Here is an 18171-nt window from a genome sequence, read left to right on the forward strand (position 1 = left end):
AAATCAGAGCATCACGCTAATTTATTTTTAAGCTGAATTCCTGGCGTCCTCTTCCAGATTCAGGTCTACCGTGGTAACTTTCCCCTCGGCCACCTCCAAACCCTCCAATCGGATGGTCTTATAGGAAATAAAAGAGATAATAAGGTTGTAATTTCCAGGTTGGATTTGCCGAATCTCAAAGCCACCGTCAAAATCCGTTGCAGCACCTTGGGAAGTTCCCTCTATTAAAACATTCGCCCCAATAATGGTTTCCTTGGAGGTAGCATCTTTTACCACCCCTTTTATGGCTCCTGTCTGGGCAGCTAAGGGGATGCTGCAAATGAAAAGCAGCAATAAGGGGTAAATTCTTTTGATCATTTTCTTTACATCGTTTTATACAGCGATGCAAAGGTCAGATCGGCGTGTGAATTGGGCGGGTAGGAATATTTAACAAATTGTTAACAAAGTACAGTAGCCCGAGGTACCTAGTTGATTTACCGTTAATATTCGGAAGTACGTACGCAGTATGGGGTAGTTAATTTCGCGTGAGCTCAGCCACAAGAAACCGCCCGGTATGGCTCTGTGGGCATATTGAGACTATTTCCGGCGTGCCGATGGCCACTATCTCGCCGCCTTTATCCCCGCCTTCCGGCCCCAGGTCTATAACATGATCGGCCACTTTGATCACATCCAGGTTATGCTCTATGATCAGCACGGTATTCCCTTTCTCGACCAGTTTGTTAAGGACTTCCAACAGGTGCTCAATGTCCTGAAAGTGCAAGCCCGTAGTAGGCTCATCCAGAATGTAAAAGGTCTTGCCGGTATCCTTCTTTGACAGTTCGGTGGCCAGCTTGACCCGTTGTGCCTCCCCACCCGAAAGCGTGGTGGCATGCTGGCCCAGGGTAATGTAGCCAAGCCCAACTTCAAACAAGGTCTGGATTTTCCGAAGTATCTTCGGCTGGTTTTCAAAAAAGTCCACGGCCTGCTCCACCGTCATATCCAGTACATCGGAAATACTCTTTCCTTTAAACCGGACTTCCAGCGTTTCCCGGTTATACCGCTTTCCCTTACAGGTTTCGCAGGGTATGTGGACATCCGGAAGGAAGTCCATTTCGATTAGCTTCATACCTGCGCCTTCGCAGTCTTCACAGCGGCCGCCCTTGACGTTGAACGAAAACCGGCCGGGCTTGTAGCCACGGATCTTGGATTCCGGCAACTCGGTAAATAAGGCCCTGATGTCCGTAAATACGCCGGTATAGGTAGCGGGATTCGACCTGGGGGTTCTTCCGATCGGCGATTGGTCCACTTCGATCACTTTATCCAAGTGCTCCAGGCCTTCTATGGTTTGGTGGGGTAGTGGTTCCTTCTTTGACTGGTAAAAATGCCGGTTCAACAGTGGATAAAGGGTCTCGTGGATAAGCGAACTTTTGCCGGATCCGGAAACCCCGGTCACACAAATCATGGTTCCCAAGGGGAAACTTACCGAGATGTTTTTCAGGTTATGGCCTGTGGCACCACCCAATGAAAGTACTTTTCCATTTCCCTCCCTCCGCCGTTCCGGCACGGGAATGGTCTTTCGTCCGCTGAGGTACTGCGCCGTTAGGCTGTTCAATTTCAAAATCTCCGAGGGGGTACCACTGGCTACTATTTGTCCGCCATGTCGACCGGCACCCGGGCCTATATCCACGAGGTGGTCGGATTCCAACATCATGTCCTTGTCGTGTTCTACCACCAGCACGGTGTTGCCAAGATCCCGAAGGTCCTGCAATGCCTTGATAAGCTTTACATTGTCCCGCTGATGCAGGCCAATACTGGGTTCGTCCAGGATGTATAAGACCCCCACCAACTGGGTGCCGATCTGGGTTGCCAGACGAATACGCTGGGCTTCTCCACCAGAAAGTGTACGGAGAGGTCTATTCAAGGTAAGGTAGCTCAGCCCAATATCCAGCAGAAAACCGATTCGTTTTCTGATTTCCTTCAGCACCTCTGTGCCGATGATAAGCTGTTTTTCCGTCAGGTGCTGTTCTACTTGGGAAATCCATTCAGAAAGATGTTGAATATCCATTTCCGCCAATTCCCCAATGTGTTTGCCCGCCACTTTAAAGTGTAGCGATTCTTTCCTAAGGCGGTACCCCTCGCAGTCGGGGCAGGTGCGGGTACTTGTAAAATCTGCCACCCACTTTTGGATTTTTTCAGAGCCACCCTCCTGCTGCTTTTGCAGAAAATGGATGATCCCTTCAAAAGTGGTGTTCCAGGTAGTGCCCGGGTACTTGACAGAGTCCACCGCTACCTCCACGCTGTCTCCATACAGCAGCGTATGGATCACCTCTTCGCTCAGCTTTTTGATCGGCGTAGAGATGCTGGCTTTGTGGTTTTTTAAAATGGCGTCAATTTTCTTAAAAATCCAAATATCCCTGTATTCACCAAGTGGGGCTATTCCTCCACGACTGATACTGAGCTCCGGGTCGGGGATGATGCTTTCCCGGGTAATCTCCTCGATGATTCCCAACCCATTGCAGGTAGGGCAGGCTCCATAGGGACTGTTGAACGAAAAACTGTTCGGGGCTGGTTCATCGTAACTCAGCCCAGTCTCGGGATCCATAAGGAATTTGGAAAAATGGTATACCGCTCCACTTTCATCCCGAAGCATAATAATCCCCTTACCAAGGTTCAGGGCTGTTTTTAGCGACTGAACAATGCGGTAACGGTCAGATTCGTCTGCTACGATACGGTCTACGACAATCTCTATATCGTGGATCTTATATCGATCCAATTGCATCTTCGGAATCAAATCCATCACCACGCCGTCTACCCGCATCTTGGAATAGCCCATTTTCCGCACCTGCTCGAATAGCTCGCGGTAGTGCCCTTTTCGGCCCTTTACCACCGGTGCCAGCAGGTAGAGTTTCTTACCATCAAATTGCTGAAAGAGCTGCTCCACAATTTGATCCTCTGTCTGACGAACCATGCGGTTACCGGTCAAGTAGGAAAAGGCCTCGCCAGCCCGTGCATACAATAGCCGCATGAAATCATAAATTTCGGTCACCGTGCCCACCGTGGATCGGGGGTTTTTGGAAGTGGTTTTTTGCTCAATGGAAATAACCGGAGACAGACCGTTGATTTTGTCTACATCGGGTCTTTCCATTCCGCCCAAAAATGACCGGGCATAGGCAGAAAAACTCTCCATGTACCTGCGCTGGCCCTCCGCATAAATGGTGTCAAAGGCAAGGGAGCTCTTGCCACTACCGCTAATACCCGTTATCACCACCAGTTTGTACCTGGGCAGGCTCAAATCAATGTTCTTGAGATTATGCTCCCGGGCACCAAAAATCTCTATTAACTCCTCGGATAGTATGTTTTTTTCAGTCATAAGTGGAAAGATCCCCTGCTGATCGGCCAATCCCGCAAAAGTACGTATTATTACCAGAATAGGCCAACAACCCCTAGTAAACCTCTAGGCATGGATTTTGGTTCTGACATTGTGCTCGTTATTTCTTTTTGGATTTTTCCCTCAACTCCTCTTCCGTGTCGCCCGTAATGGTGGATTTGAGGCCACTGAGAACCAACTGCCACCAATAGTTGAATATGAACTTACTCTGATCGCGGACTAGGTAGACCGCCCCTTCCTTTAACTCTCCACGTCGGCTGGGATTCTGGGATTTGATGACCAGCTTGTTGGCCAAAAAAGACCCTATCCGCTGAAAAATGTTTTGGTTATGACTAAAGTTCTTATCCAAAATCTCTATCTCGAGGTTTTCATAGGTGGCAATCAACTTCCCCCAACCGTCGTAGTCGTTTCCGTCGATCGTAAAGTACAGGTCTGTCAGCCTACCCGACTTGACGGCCACGCGGGTCGCGGGCTCTACCATTTGATTGATTGCGCGGAGGTCAAAGCTGCCGACATGCCCCTGCATCGTAAAACGTCCCTTTTCATTCCGAAGAAAATAACGGTTTTTTAGGTCGATCTTTCCCAGTCCCATGAGTCTCGCTTCGGCAACCAAATGCAGGGTATCATTGTTGGCCAGCTCCTCCTCATACGTCGTAAATGGGTATATCGTCGCATTTAGTCGATCAAAAAAGATCTTTCCCGATCGAGGGGCCTCGTTGTCCGGCCTTTCCTCGTACGACACCCGCATATTCTCCACTGCTACGGTATCGATTCGAATACGAAGATCAATTGACCTAACAATCTCATGAATCATTTTGGGACGCTTTTCACGGTCTTCCGGCTTCCTTTTGTCCCGAAAAACCTCCAACTGAGGATCTATCACCAGCAATTTTTCTGCATGCAGGTCCCCTGAGCCTAGGTAAAGTGCCAAGTCGATTCCCGATAGCTCCAACCTACCTTGACGCAACTCCATCCAGTCGGTTTCCCTGGCAAACTGACGGATATAGGCATTTTTCTCCAATTTGTTTACGAGTGATACCTCACCGATGAGCAGTTTTTTATCATCCGTATCAAAGGAGAGATCCTTGGCACTAATGGCATTTCTGTAGTCGTTCAGGTGAACGGTCGCCTCGGCCATATAGCCTTGAATAAAGGCAACGTCGAACAAGGACTTCCGATCCTCCAGGTGCTCCTTGGTAAACGAAAACTCGTCCGCAAAAACAAACAGATCCTTCATGCTCAAGCGCGTGGAATCTGTGTAGCTGTCTTTATTGAAAAAATTAAGTTGATTGACGCGGATATGGCTTACCCATATCCTATCATAATCCCTGCCCTCACGCTTTTTGTCCTTCCCCCTAGCTATCTCCAATTCTTCCAGGGGAGGGGTGGAACTCTCAAGAGACAATCCCTCCAAATGGGCAGAGTCCAATCGAATGGTGTTGTCCAGCAGAAAATCCACCCAACGAAATCCGGTAAGGTTGGCTTCCTTGAGGTTCAGGTTAAACCGAATTTTATCCCTTTCACTTTCCGACTCACCGGGATTGATTTCCACATCCCGTAGCCTAAGCTCTGTTCCCAAAAAACCATAGGCGATTCGAATTTCGCCAAAATGTACCTCATGGCCCGCAAAATCGGACGTCCGGGTAATCATATCCCGAACAATGCGATCCGCATTATTATTCAGATACAGGTTGACGATGGTGGGAAGGCTGAAGTAACCTATTGCCGCTAAACCCATTAAGCCTACCATCAAAAAAAGTATGATCCTGACAGATTTCATGTGTCTATAATTGTTTTTCAGCGGTCACAACTTGTCCCGGTTTATCGGGATGGAATCTCGCATAGTTTCTATCAATTTAGCCTTTATTTCCTTTACCCAATCGATTCCTGCGAAAATTTTAATCTTCTACAAGGGAAATCCAACCATTAAAGCGGAAGCAGGATCTTATAGGAACCCCCGGCCCGGATGCCAAGCTTATCTGATCGTAACCACGGATTGTGGAGCTTAAGCAATTTGTAATTGCTTCCGTGCTGAATGGCCCAAGTGGCCAAATTGGCTATGGAGGATGTAACCAGAACCTCGCGGTAAGGGGGAAGCTGATAGAGATCCGGAGCCTGAAGCTCAAATCCATAGCGGGAAGGATGCGCAAACAATTCCTTTATGGCAAGTACGCGAAAGATGTAACGGCTTGTCTCGTCATTTAAATGCAGGTCATAATAATTGGGGACTTGCTGCTCATTGATTCGACGGGTAACGCCAGCCATACCCATATTATAACTGGCCGCTACATTGGTCCAGCTTCCGAAACGTCCATAGGCAGACCGAAGGTATTTGCAGGCCGCCACCGTGGCTTTCTCCCAGTGATACCGCTCATCTACATCGTTGTTTACCTCCAAGCCAAATTCCTTTGCGGTGCTTGGCATAAACTGCCAAAATCCACGGGCACCGGCCGGTGAAACAACGTTCATTAGGCCAGACTCGATGAGTGCTACATATTTAAAATCGTCGGGTATGCCATTGTCGGCGAGAATGCGCTCTATTACCGGAAAAAACCTTCCGGCGCGCTTCATCATCAACACCGTATTGGATTCCCAATAGGCATTGACATAGAGCTCTCGCTCCAGGCGCTCATACACATCCGGTTGGTGTAACGGAACAGCCTCACCGGCAAAGTCCATGCGCTCGGGAAGCTGAAAAATCCTTACCCTGGGCTCAGGAGGTTTTTGTGATGGCCCCAAATAGGCCACCTCTTTGGTTTCTGGTAAGGGTAACGCAGCGAACTCCGATACCCGAGTCCAAAGAAACGCCAAGCCGAGAAAGAGAATCCCTACTAGGGCATAAAGAATTACCAACTGCCTGTTTTGCACGTGTCAAAAATTATCCGTTTCCATATCAAACCCATCTCCCCTAGTAGTCTCTGGCAGGCCGCCTACCCAATAGACAGAGAAATCACCTAAATATAGGTGATTTGTCCACAACACAAAACGGATTTTACAAAGCGACAACCACAGCAGCCCATTCGGCACTCAATGGACACAGCCTGCCATGCCACGAAAACACCAAACCCGGGATGGACCCGGGTTTTGAAGGCTCAAGACAAACTAAACGGCAGCTGGTAAACCCGTTTGCCGGTGAGCTTGTAGTAGGCGTTGGCAAGTGCCGGGGCAAGCGGCGGAACCGGCGGTTCGCCCACCCCAGTGGGTTTCCTCGAACTTTCGATGATGTGGACATGGATCTTCCTGGGTGACTCCGGCATCCGCACCAACCGGTAACCGTCAAAGTTGTTTTGCTCTACCTTTCCATCTTTTAGGGTAATGGCCGACGTGTTGGCGATGCTGGCACCAAAAATTGCCCCTCCCTCGAATTGCGATCGTACCCGGTCGGTATTTACCGCAATGCCGCAATCAACGGCATAATGTACTTCGGGAATGGTGATCTTTCCTGCTGAATCTCTACGCAGCTCTACCACACAGGCTACATAGGTTAGAAAACTCTTGTGAACGGCAAAGCCCAACGCGCTGCCCGCCGGCATGCTCTTCCCCCAACCGGATTCCTCCGCTACCCGACGGATTACCCCTTTTAACCGGGCGGTTTCCCAGGGGAATTCTTCCAGTGATTCACCGTAGTTTCCAAAATCTCCCTTAATCTCTCCTTCGAATGTGAGCTTCTTATCGTCTGCCAACATTTCTAAATTAAAGGCAACAGGATCCTTGCCACAGGCTTCGGCCACCTCATCCATCATCGTACATATCGCAAAGGCGTGATGGATGTTACTCACCGATCTCATCCATCCGATACGGGTATGGGCGGCTGATTCATGGGTTTCTATTCGAATGTTTGGTACTTCGAAGGGAAAATCGATGCAACCAAGTCCCAACTCTCCGTCGGAGGGATGCAGCTCATCTGCATTGGAGGTAGCTCCTATGGCAGGAAAGACCGTATGATGGTTCCAACCTAGGAGGCGGCGACTGCCATCGATCGTTGCCCGGATTCGCTGCGCGCTGTGTGAATGGAAAAAATCATGGTGTAGATCATCGTCCCGGGTCCATTGTACCCGGATTGGAAGACCGGTCTCTTTGGCCAACAAGGCCGCTTCTACCACAAAATCCGGTTTGGACTTGCGGCCAAACGCACCACCCAATAGGGTCACGTGTACCGTAATATCCGCCAAGGGAAGGCCGGTAGCCTCAGCAACAGATTCCTTGGCCCACTGTGGATGCTGAGTCGGTGCCCAAATATCCAATTTGCCCCCTTCAAAGCGGGCTACCGCTGCGGGTGGCTCGATGGTGGCATGGGCATAAAAGGGCGCCTCATAGACCCGGTCTATCACCCGGGAAGCCTGCGTTAAGGCAGACTTAAAATCGCCGCGTTCCCGTCGAACCATCCCATCGTTTTGGGTACTGGCCTTCATTTCATCCAATTGCTTTCTTGAATCGTATCCCGCATTCGGTCCCATATCCCACACGATCTCCAAGGCCTTTCTTCCCTCCAGCGCTGCCCACGTATGATCGGCGATGACGGCAAGTCCCTCCAGGGGTTTGTTTAGCCCGGGAGGTATTCCTGCGCCCGAAATTTTTATAACTTTTAACACTCCCGGGACGGCCAGTGCCTTTGCATCTTGATAGGAAGAAATCGTGGCACCTACCACAGGTGAACGCGAAATTACCGCCGTCTTCATCCCCGGAAGCACCACATCGGCACCAAAAACTGCCTTGCCGGTCACAAAATCCTTTAAGTCAATGATAGGGGTGTCTTTCCCCACCAATTTGTATTCCGAAAAATCCCTAAGTATCACCTCTGCGGGATCAGGCAACTCCAGTGCCTGCGCTTTGGAGGCCAACGAACCAAATCCCAGCGAGCGTCCGCTACCCGTATGACTGATTTGGCCCTTTTCTGCCTTACACTCAGACGCATCTACGCCCCATTCTTCTGCTGCCACTTTGGTCAGCAGGTACCTGGCCGTTGCGCCAGCCCGACGCATGGGCTCATAAAACATCCTTACCGAAAACGAGCCGTCGGTGTTTTGATTGCCGTATCTATCTTCATCTCCTACCGCCTGTACTATCTTCACCTGACTCCAATCCGCTCCCAGCTCATCTGCCACAATCATCGGAAGCGAGGTTCGGATCCCCTGGCCCATCTCTGATCGATGTGCGATGATGGTAACGGTTCCATCGGCGTCTATACTAAGGTACGCATTGGGCGAAAATACCTGCGCACCGTCTTTGGTGCTACATTGAAAGGTCACCCCAAGCATTAGGCCGCCCCCTGCCAATGCTCCTAGCTTCAGAAAATCCCGACGGGCAGGCTGAAAAACCCGGGAAGTCGACTGACTTTTCTGTGGAAAACTGAGAAATGGAAATTTTGGTATCATGGATTTCAAGGTTTGGAGGTAGGACTAGCTGTTTGTGCTGAGAATGGCATCTTTGATCCGGTTATAGGTTCCGCAACGGCACAGATTGCCCGCCATGGCCTGGTCTATTTCCTCTTCGGAAGGTTTGGGATTCCTTTTGAGCAAAGCCGCTGCATTCATGATCTGTCCTGCCTGACAATACCCGCATTGGGGAACAATATGATCGATCCAAGCTTTCTGGAGGGGGTGACTACCGTCGCTGGAAAGACCCTCTATCGTGGTCACCGGTTGTTCACCCACATCGGCGATGGCCAAACTGCAGGATCGTACGGCTACATCTCCTAGCAGCACGGTACAGGCACCGCAAAGCGCCTGGCCACAGCCAAACTTGGTCCCGCTCATACCGAGCAGGTCTCGAATCACCCAAAGAAGCGGCATGTCGGAAGGTGCCTCAACGGTCTGCCGCGCACCGTTGATCGTTAAAGTATAGGTTGCCATAGTGTGGGATAGTATAATACGTCGCTAGCTAAAGGTACGTTTTTTTTTCCAAAAATGGTAGCAACCGACTGTAAAAAAGGGTGATATATACTTTCTTCGTTTCCGATTGCCATTGCGGCTCCTCAAGCTCATTCACCAAACATCATCCGGGCGGGGGAGTGAGTTTTGCATCACTTTAATATGGGACCGGAAAACCATTTCCAGTTTTCCTATCCCAAATGGGATTATCGAGTTGTTTTACATTTCTATTGACCATTTGAGGTGGTTAGCGGTAATTGGCATCGTTCAAGAATATTTTTAGTCAATGACTCGAACTCCTGATAACTTTTCTGCACTGCATATACGTGAGCACCAATGGCACCATCGGCAGGCTTTAAAAGGAAAATTGGTTTATGAGATTCCATTGACATTGGAGCTAAACTTCGATAATGCCTCAGTAAGGATATACAGTAATCATCATCTTCTACTGAATTAATCTTTACTGGCTTTCCAAAAACATAGTCTGCGAAAACGGATGGAATTCTATTTGCCCATTTAAGGTATGACTTCACAGGCCGACTTTCCTTAGCTGAATACTGCATGACTATATAACCAATCGGAATTGATTGATTTGAAGGTATTTGGAATGAAAGATTGTCAGGCTTTAATTCCTTTCTTTGGTTCCATTGCCTTTTCCATGTGTTTAATGTTATCCCTAAATTTTTTATACCTTGAAGAGAGAATAAATCTGAGGCAACAGGCATTACAATAAAATCAGAACTTATGGTTACAGCGCGATTAATAGCTCCCAAATTAGGCCCAACATCTATCAAAACATAGTCAGCATTAAATTTGGTCGCTGCATCTTGGAAGATGGTATTGAAAATGCTGTTTAGTCTAAACGAATAGATATCTCCATTTAGGCATTTTAGCCAAGCATCACTTAGGCTATCTTCAAATGTCGATAACGTAAGATTACCCATAACTAAACCAAGGTTATCGTTTACTTCTTCAATATGCACCGGAATGTATGGGTCACCTGATAATACCGGAATGATCGAATCCACAACGGTAACCGGAAGATTATTCTCATAAACCTCCTCAAGACGTTCCGGACTTAGAAACATTGAAGTCAAATTTGACTGAGGATCCAAGTCAATAGCTACTGTTCTAATTCCTAGCTCAGAAAGCATCCATGCCACGTGGTAAACCGTGGTCGTCTTTCCAACCCCTCCTTTATTATTGAAGAAAATTATCGATTTCATACTACCATCTTTTGTTGATCGAAATGGAAACCTTGAATTTGGTGCTAAGGCTTAAATCAAAATCAGGTTCACCGTTTCCATTTTTAATAAGTTCATCTATTGCTCGTTTTACCCCATAGTTAAATCTATTTACATAACCCAAAACTTTTAAAGACTCGGCAAGTACTACGTTTCGATAATCACTGGCATTAGGGAAGTTGTGAGCATTAACATCACCAAACAAACCCCCGGGATTTATGATTTCAATTCGATTTGAAAACTCATAAATGTAGATAGGTGAATTAGACTCATAATTTCTATGCATAATGGCATTCATCATGAGTTCTCTAAGTGCCCAGTAAGGATAGTTGCGAATAGAACCTTCTTTGAAGGAATCATTCTTTACCGGTCTTTCTTTTATAATATTGTTTTTGATAAAATCATCAATGGTGATTAGTTCAGTAATCAATGCACCGGAAAATTTCTTTTCATATTCTACATCACTGTTCATTTCTTCGCCTTGGAACTTCACATATTGAACATATGCTCCGGGTAAATAGAACTCGGGATTAATTCCAAATATCAAAACGCCCGCATGCGTTGGACATTGCTCTTTGACGTCAAAGAAACGTAATGAAGACAATTGTTGCTCTATGGTTCTTCCATTTTCCTTCAACGTATCTTTATCGATAGCAGCCGGAAGGTAAGTTGATTTGAAAAATTCAAGGACTAAATCATCTAAATCTGCTCCCAGTGCTGGAACAAGATCATAGGTCTTGGCATGGGAAGCCCTTCTCTCGATTAGAACTTTCTCTTCTTCTATTGTAGCCTTATCTCGTCTCGGACCGATTCGAATCCAGCATCTACCATCGTAGCGAACGGGTGGATAGGAAGAAGGGTTGACTTGAATAACAACTACCTCTCCTTCAGGGAATTTGAAAATAGAACTAACAACTATAGATGGCTGGGGCAATACATTCCCATTGCTTTTTACATTACCAATCGCTTGCAATTCTTCATCCCTCCATGTCATACCGGCTAATTTCCCATCATCATGTACGCCCAGAAGAATGAATCCGGGTAGATTATGATTAGTGAAGTCATTTGACAAAGCACACACAGCCGGACCTAACTTGTTTTCTCTGATGGAAGTCGTTCTTTCGATCAAATCACTTTCCATATCAGCTAAAAGTGCAATAACTTCTGCTTCTGTTATTAGGTCCATGTTTAAAATCGCTAATTCTCGAGAACAACTTCTTCATAAACCCCTGCTTATGCAACATCCAGTGCACAATCTTCCCCGGTTGTTATGCTCGGTTGCCTCACACTATGCCTGTACCCACCAATCGTCTTGAACCATTCGTCGACCTTCTAGGTATGCCAGTTTTGGAAGATGTCGTTATATTGACATACTCCAAAAATCTAGTCCTTTGAACCAAAACTAGTCTTTATCAGGCTAAAGATAGCAAAATCGCAATCCCCAATCGAGTAAATGCCCACAGTTTTGTTGGGATTGGCAGGGATAATTCTCATCAGCTTTGTGAAGGGCAGCCTGAGAATTTGGCAAAACATAGCCTTCCAACCACGCCCCGGGCGAAAACTGCTTTTCAAAAAATGGGAGGCGAAGAAAACGAGAAACCTTGCGTTGCCAGTGAATTTGGCTCGCTGGATTTCCGTTTGCAAAGAAATGCTTCTGTGGGTCACCGGCCTACCAGGCCCCTACCTGGTCCAGGTAACTTCATACACACCCCCTCGATCCAAGCCTACAAAGATACGCTCTTTCCCCGGCTGGGAGCTGATGACCAAATCCAGGATACCGCCATAGGATACCTCACCAAAGGTTACCTCAGCCCAATGCTGTCCCTTATCGGTTGAAACCATCAATTCAAAAGGCTGGGGCCCCTCTACTTTCGCCCATTTACCGGCCACCACGACCTGGGGATCCTGCTCACTGATTCCAATCCCAAAGAAAAAGTGGGCTTCCTCGTGCCGATCGATGAGTTTCTGCCAGGTCTGGCCATTATTCTGTGTGCGGGAAAGCTCACCCTCCCATCCCACGTAGATGGACTGTGGATTCTGGGTATCAAAAACGACCTTCTTAACGGTGGTGGGATTGGGAACGAGCGTGTTCCAAAAACCTGCTTCCTGTCCTGCCTTCAGGTGGACAAGGTATCCATTTTCAATACCCCCCTGTCCGCCAGCCCATATCTCCTCTGGCAATACGGGATTGATGAATGCCCGCATGCGATTTGCAAACATGTCGAAGTCGCCCCAGACCGGCGTCCAAGTGATTCCCCTGTCGGTAGACGCAGCTACTACCTGGTAGCCCGTAGCATATAGTTGGTCAGGACGCGACGGGTTCCAGGCTAAATGAAAGATAGGCTCCTCCACTCCCCCTCCAAAGTCATGATCCAAGGTAATCCAGGTAGAACCTCCATCTGTGGTAAAAAAAAGATCAGCAATGCGGTCGGAGCTGAAGTCCACGTCCCAGAAGGAAGCCAGTATTTCTCTGTGAGAAAAAACTACTGCACTGATGATATTTTTGCCCTTTAACCCCAACAACTGAAGCTCTCCGGCGTCCACGTTTCCATGGTAGATCCCATCGTTGGTCATGGCATACAGCCTGTCCTCCAGCAGCTTCAATTCATTTACCTTCAGACCATCAAGGCCACGAAAGGCCAACGCAAAGTCACCGACCTCGGGCGTAGGAACCGGATCATCGGTGTCCTGACAGGACAGCATAAAAAATAGCGCAGCGCAACAACAAATTTGGGTTATAATAGCTCGTAGGGTTAGGTTCATAGCGGGCATAGAAATAGTTTGATTCTATAGTGGGACGAGGCAACTTCCCAAAACGCTACATCACCGGGCCAAAATTTTGTGCCCTAAAAAGCACCAATCCATCAGAGGGGTAGAACCACCAATGCGAAGGGCATCAAAAAAGAAAACTCCAAGCGTCTACGCAATGTCTCCTTTGGAAACTTCCGGTATTTGAGAAGGAACCGCACATGCCAGCTAAACACTACGATAAGGATAGCGGTGAACACATGATAGAAGGAAGGGAGAAAAAACAAAAGGGCAATAAAGTAAACCAAGCCAATGATTCCAGCCCACTGTAACATCCGAATCGATCTTCCGTGACCTACGGCAGTTACAAAAGAGTGCTGACCCGAAAGACTATCGCTTTTGTAATCCAACACAGACAGAAAGACCAAATTATACCAGGCCAACAGGAAATAACCGATGCCAAAAGCAACCCAGGTGTAATCCAGCTGGAGGTATTCCTTGTTGAATAGGGGCACCAGCATGATTCCAAGCACATAAAACAACGCAATACTTGCCTCCTTCCATCGGGCAAAGGTAGTCTTGAAAAACTGGGTCATCAACAAAGAAACCCCTATCATCGTGGCTAAGCCTATTGCAACGAGAAATAGCTTCGTGCCAGAAAGCAATAAATAGCCTCCCAGTATCGCACAACAGGAAGCAATCACCAAGGCGATACGAAGTACGTTGAAGTGATCTCGGTGAAATCGATGGCGGGGGGATGCCCGTTCATTTTCAATAAAATACGCATCCAACAGATGGTCAAACGTGTAAATTACCCAAACCGAGAGCGCCATCAGAAGATAGACCGAAGGATCCAGTTTCACTCGAAGCAATTTGGCGAAAAAATACATGCCAGCACATGCGCCCAAAGCGACATCTACGGATAAGAAGTTAGCTATTCGGAATACTCTCAAAGCCATCCCCTCAAAGTTAGGTAATAGAACCGCTAAAAGACATCAAAAAAAGTGTAATTTAACCCTTTCATTAACCAAACGTTGTTTTACCATGCAGAAATGGCAGTTGATAGGAATCGTACTAATGGTATGGAGTTGTTATGGCCTTGCACAGGAGCCCATACGAGTGGCCTGCGTGGGGAACAGCATCACACAGGGCCCCGGAAGAGACAATATTAACAGCTACCCCCTCATGATGCAGAAGTTGCTCGGAGACGGATACGAGGTTAAAAACTTTGGTGTCAGTGGGAGCACACTCCTCAAAAAGGGAGATTTACCCTATTGGGATCAGGCGCAGTTTCAGGAAGCACTCGCATTTAAACCGGATATTCTGGTAATCAAGCTGGGTACCAATGATTCGAAGCCCCAAAATTGGGTCTACAAGGGAGACTTTTTAAGCGATTATCAGGACATGGTAGCGGCATTCAAAGAAGTTATGCCGGAGGCAGGGCAGATCTACCTCTGTCTGCCGGTACCGGTTTTTGAGGACAATTGGGGCATAACCGAATCCATCATCGTGAAGGAAATGGCTCCACAAATCAAAAAAGTGGCCCGAAATGCCAAGGCAAGTCTGATTGACCTTCGTAAGCCATTTTTGAAGAAAAAAGGTTTGTTCCCGGATGGTGTCCACCCCAATGCGGAGGGAAACGCCCAAATGGCCGAAATCATTGCTGAACAAATAAGACGTTGATTCAGGTGTTACTTCTGAGAACGTCGTTTTTTATCCTGGTTTGGATGGGTCTCTCCCTTAGCCAATCTCCAGCCCAGTCCCCTTATGCAGTGGAGCTTAACGGCAAGCGGGTATTGTTTATCGGTAACAGCATTACTTATGCTGCCCATTATGTGGATTACACCCTAGCGGCACTGTATCTGGAAAACCCCGGGGTCAACATGGAAGCCATAAATCTAGGCTTGCCGAGCGAAACGGCCAGCGGACTATCCGAACCAGGCCATGCAGGAGGAAGTTTTCCCCGACCCAATCTGCACGATCGTCTGGACCGGATATTGGAGATTGTGAAACCCGATCTTATTTTTTCCTGCTATGGCATGAACGACGGGATCTATTTGCCCCTTGACGAAGAACGATTTGCCCGGTACCGCGAAGGAATCCAACTACTTCACAATAAGGTAATCGAAAAATCCATCCCACTTATCCACCTAACTCCGCCGGTATTCGATCCCAAAAAGGATCCAGCCTATGCCGACGTGCTGGACACCTACTCCAAATGGCTGCTAAGCCAGCGGGAAGAATCACAGTGGCGGGTCATTGATCTTCACTTTCCCATGAAGGATGTTCTATTGGAGAGGCGGCAAACCGATCCTGACTTTGTTCTTGCCGAAGACGCCATACACCCCAACCACCTCGGTCACTGGGTCATGGCCCAGGCTCTTTTGCAGGGTGTGGGAGCCGTTACTGTGAAAGGATACGATTCACCCGATGCCTATTTTTTCTCAAAGCCACTTGGGCAGGAAGTCTTGGCACTGGTTCGGAAGGAACAGTCGGCCACAAAGGACGCTTGGCTTACCCATATTGGCCATGAGCGGCCGGGAATGAAGGAAGGCATGCCCCTAAAGCAGGCAATCAAAGAAAGTAAAAGGCTCCGAAAACAAATCCGAAGCCTATCGAAGAAGCGAAAAGTAAACTAAACGGTGGCTTGAGTTTCCCATTTATCGTTATTGCGACTTTCCTCGGGCCAGAACCGGAAAGATGCGCTCCACCCGATCCTTTCGGATGCCATAGATAATGTCATACAGATTAACAGCCGGATCACAATGGGGTACAATTACTTCCAGCGGGTCTCCGACCTTATAGCTCCTGCTAGCATCGTTGTATGTGATGGTGCCGTACTCATCTGACCCCGCATTGTACACAAAATCGGGCTCTCCAATTACCCAGCCGGTGGGCTTATTTAACGTAAATGCTTTTGAACCACCATCGGTTATCAATCTTCCGGGGTGGTTGGTATTGACCACGGTAGTCATTACGGTCAGGGCCGCTTCAAAATCGTCAAACCGCTCCTCGTTCTTGGCACCTCCGATTTCAAGGTACTGACAATCCATAAATAGGTAACTGCCTACCTGTACATCGGTAAATCCCGGTATTCCGTGCATCATATCATAGGTTCCCGTGCCTCCTCCGCTGAAAATTTCCATGTTTAAACCTGCGGCGTGCATCAAATGATAGGTGTCTACGACCGGCTCGAAGGTCTTTAGGCATCGTGTCTTTCTCGCCTCATGCCCCATTACATGTTGAACTCCGCCATCGTAGGCCAGAATTCCCCGAAAGCGGAGATTAGGGGATTTATCTACCAGCTGAGCCAATTCTAGCGCAGGCTGCCCGGCCGGTATCCCTGACCTTCGGATCACGTCAATATCCACTACCACATCAGCTACGATTCCGGCCGCTTTCGCAGCCTCTTGTAGATCTCTGGTATTTTGGGGATTATCCACCGCCTGAATAAATCCAGGATGCTTTTTGCGAAGTTCCATTGCCTTTCGGATTTTCGCCGGCGTTACGTTGACTCCCGTCATTAAGACATCGTTAATGCCATTTTCCAGCATTACTTCCGATTCGGATAACTTGGCAGCGCAAACCCCCAAAGCTCCATGGGCGATTTGCATACGTGCCAGGTCCGGGCATTTATGGGTCTTTACATGGGGTCGTAGCCCCACACCACTACCCTGTAAAGGTATGCTGGCGGCTTTCAAATTGTGGTCAAGTTTATCCAAATCCAGACAAAGGGCCGGCGTATCCAAATCCCACTTGGATTTGCCCAGATCGGGATGTGAAAAAGGGAGGTCGGCAGAAGCGAGCAGTTTTGGGCCTGTCCAGAGTCCTGCACCGCTTAAGGCGGCAGTCTGCAAAAATTTGCGGCGGTTAAAGGATGGTTTCATGGATGATATGTTAGATAGAATACGGCTTAAGATAGGGAGAAAATCTATATTTTCCACCTCAATTTATTTGACAACGTTTCCAAAAACCAACCATACACCCCTTATTTCCAGTTGAAGGCAATTCAATCAGTACAGTACAGGACAGTAAATCCATGGCAACTGCTATTTTTGAATTCTTGAACTCCACAGGGGTTAAATCCAAAAGGCCACCCAGCAAAAATCGCTAGTGCCGATGACGGTTTTACCCTTTATTGCTATCTTTAATGCGGCTTGCCAAAACCTTCGAAAAGCAGGCAGGTTCTATATTTGAAACCCAAACCCATGAAAGTTGGACTATTTATTCCTTGCTATGTAGATCAGTTTTACCCTGCGGTAGCGATCGCCACGTTGGAGCTTTTGGAAAAGCTGGGCGTGAATGTAGACTATCCGCTCAACCAAACCTGCTGTGGGCAGCCCATGGCCAATTCGGGATATCAACATTACAGCGAGGGAACCTCTGCCCATTTCCTAGAAACGTTTTCGGGATACGACTACATCGTGGCTCCCTCCGGCAGCTGTACCCTTCATGTCAAGGAGCATGTACTCGCCCATGATGGCAGTGGACCCCAAATTTACGAGCTTTGTGAATTTCTTACCGATGTACTCAAGGTGTCTGAATTGGGTGCCCGATTCCCCTACCGGGTCGGATTTCACTCCAGCTGTCATGGCCTACGGGGATTACGACTGGCTAAGCCCTCTGAAATAGTCGGCGAGGACTTCAACAAGCCCGAAAGCCTACTGTCCAAGGTGGAAGAACTGAAACTGGTTACGCTGGACAGAAAGGATGAATGTTGTGGATTTGGGGGGACATTTGCAGTATTTGAAGAGGGAGTATCTGTACAAATGGGCAAAGACCGATTGGCAGATCATCTCAGCAAACAAGTGGACGTCATCACTGGAGCGGATATGTCCTGTCTCATGCATCTTGAGGGCCTGCTAAAGCGGCAAAACAGTCCCGTGAAAATCCTGCATATCGCCGAAATTCTTAATGGAACCACGCTTTCCAAAACCTAATC

The 18171-nt window shown here is 47.9% G+C and carries 14 protein-coding genes; 3 read left to right on the forward strand and 11 right to left on the reverse strand.

Annotation, left to right across the window (positions count from 1 at the left end):
* Nucleotides 1-27: 27 nt before the first annotated feature.
* The 10 genes from ADIS_RS01460 to ADIS_RS01505 form a co-directional block, all read right to left on the reverse strand.
* Nucleotides 28-357 carry a carboxypeptidase-like regulatory domain-containing protein gene (locus tag ADIS_RS01460; protein ID WP_010852483.1) on the reverse strand — a complete coding sequence of 110 codons (330 nt, stop codon included), beginning with the start codon at nt 355-357 and terminating at the stop codon, nt 28-30.
* A 157-nt stretch (nt 358-514) separates the two neighbouring features.
* Nucleotides 515-3349: an excinuclease ABC subunit UvrA gene (uvrA, locus tag ADIS_RS01465; protein ID WP_035804308.1), complete on the reverse strand. Its 2835-nt coding sequence runs from the start codon at nt 3347-3349 to the stop codon at nt 515-517.
* 118 nt (nt 3350-3467) lie between these two features.
* Nucleotides 3468-5147, reverse strand: a complete 1680-nt coding sequence (locus ADIS_RS01470) for a hypothetical protein (RefSeq protein ID WP_010852485.1) — start codon at nt 5145-5147, stop codon at nt 3468-3470.
* 146 nt (nt 5148-5293) lie between these two features.
* A complete protein-coding gene (locus tag ADIS_RS01475) occupies nt 5294-6235 on the reverse strand; it encodes a lytic transglycosylase domain-containing protein (RefSeq protein WP_010852486.1) in 942 nt (313 codons plus the stop codon).
* Nucleotides 6236-6459: 224 nt separating this feature from the next.
* Nucleotides 6460-8742, reverse strand: a complete 2283-nt coding sequence (locus ADIS_RS01480) for a xanthine dehydrogenase family protein molybdopterin-binding subunit (protein ID WP_010852488.1) — start codon at nt 8740-8742, stop codon at nt 6460-6462.
* Nucleotides 8743-8766: 24 nt separating this feature from the next.
* The gene (locus tag ADIS_RS01485) at nt 8767-9219 is read right to left on the reverse strand and encodes a (2Fe-2S)-binding protein (RefSeq protein ID WP_010852489.1); all 453 of its coding nucleotides are present in this window, start codon (nt 9217-9219) and stop codon (nt 8767-8769) included.
* A gap of 245 nt (nt 9220-9464) precedes the next feature.
* Nucleotides 9465-10463 (reverse strand): ParA family protein, encoded by a 999-nt coding sequence (locus ADIS_RS01490; protein ID WP_010852490.1) that lies wholly within the window; start codon nt 10461-10463, stop codon nt 9465-9467.
* 1 nt (nt 10464) lies between these two features.
* On the reverse strand, nt 10465-11667 hold the full coding sequence (locus tag ADIS_RS01495; RefSeq protein ID WP_010852491.1) for an RNA-binding domain-containing protein: 1203 nt from the start codon (nt 11665-11667) through the stop codon (nt 10465-10467).
* Between the two features lie 494 nt (nt 11668-12161).
* Nucleotides 12162-13244, reverse strand: a complete 1083-nt coding sequence (locus ADIS_RS01500) for a sialidase family protein (RefSeq protein WP_155907009.1) — start codon at nt 13242-13244, stop codon at nt 12162-12164.
* A 101-nt stretch (nt 13245-13345) separates the two neighbouring features.
* On the reverse strand, nt 13346-14188 hold the full coding sequence (locus ADIS_RS01505) for a hypothetical protein (protein ID WP_035804282.1): 843 nt from the start codon (nt 14186-14188) through the stop codon (nt 13346-13348).
* Nucleotides 14189-14273: 85 nt separating this feature from the next.
* On the opposite strand from ADIS_RS01505, the gene ADIS_RS01510 reads away from it, so the two are divergent.
* Both ADIS_RS01510 and ADIS_RS01515 read left to right on the forward strand, forming a co-directional pair.
* On the forward strand, nt 14274-14912 hold the full coding sequence (locus ADIS_RS01510) for a GDSL-type esterase/lipase family protein (protein ID WP_035804283.1): 639 nt from the start codon (nt 14274-14276) through the stop codon (nt 14910-14912).
* Nucleotides 14913-14917: 5 nt separating this feature from the next.
* Nucleotides 14918-15868 (forward strand): SGNH/GDSL hydrolase family protein, encoded by a 951-nt coding sequence (locus tag ADIS_RS01515; protein ID WP_238325355.1) that lies wholly within the window; start codon nt 14918-14920, stop codon nt 15866-15868.
* A 27-nt stretch (nt 15869-15895) separates the two neighbouring features.
* Here the strand turns inward: ADIS_RS01515 and ADIS_RS01520 are convergent, their stop codons facing one another.
* Nucleotides 15896-17116, reverse strand: a complete 1221-nt coding sequence (locus ADIS_RS01520; RefSeq protein ID WP_010852496.1) for a DSD1 family PLP-dependent enzyme — start codon at nt 17114-17116, stop codon at nt 15896-15898.
* A 321-nt stretch (nt 17117-17437) separates the two neighbouring features.
* Here ADIS_RS01520 and ADIS_RS01525 point away from each other — a divergent pair, with 321 nt between their 5' ends.
* Complete coding sequence (locus ADIS_RS01525; protein ID WP_010852498.1) at nt 17438-18169, forward strand: (Fe-S)-binding protein; 732 nt, start codon at nt 17438-17440, stop codon at nt 18167-18169.
* The last annotated feature ends 2 nt before the right edge of the window (nt 18170-18171 follow it).

Source organism: Lunatimonas lonarensis (genome assembly GCF_000390185.1).
Taxonomy (GTDB): domain Bacteria; phylum Bacteroidota; class Bacteroidia; order Cytophagales; family Cyclobacteriaceae; genus Lunatimonas; species Lunatimonas lonarensis.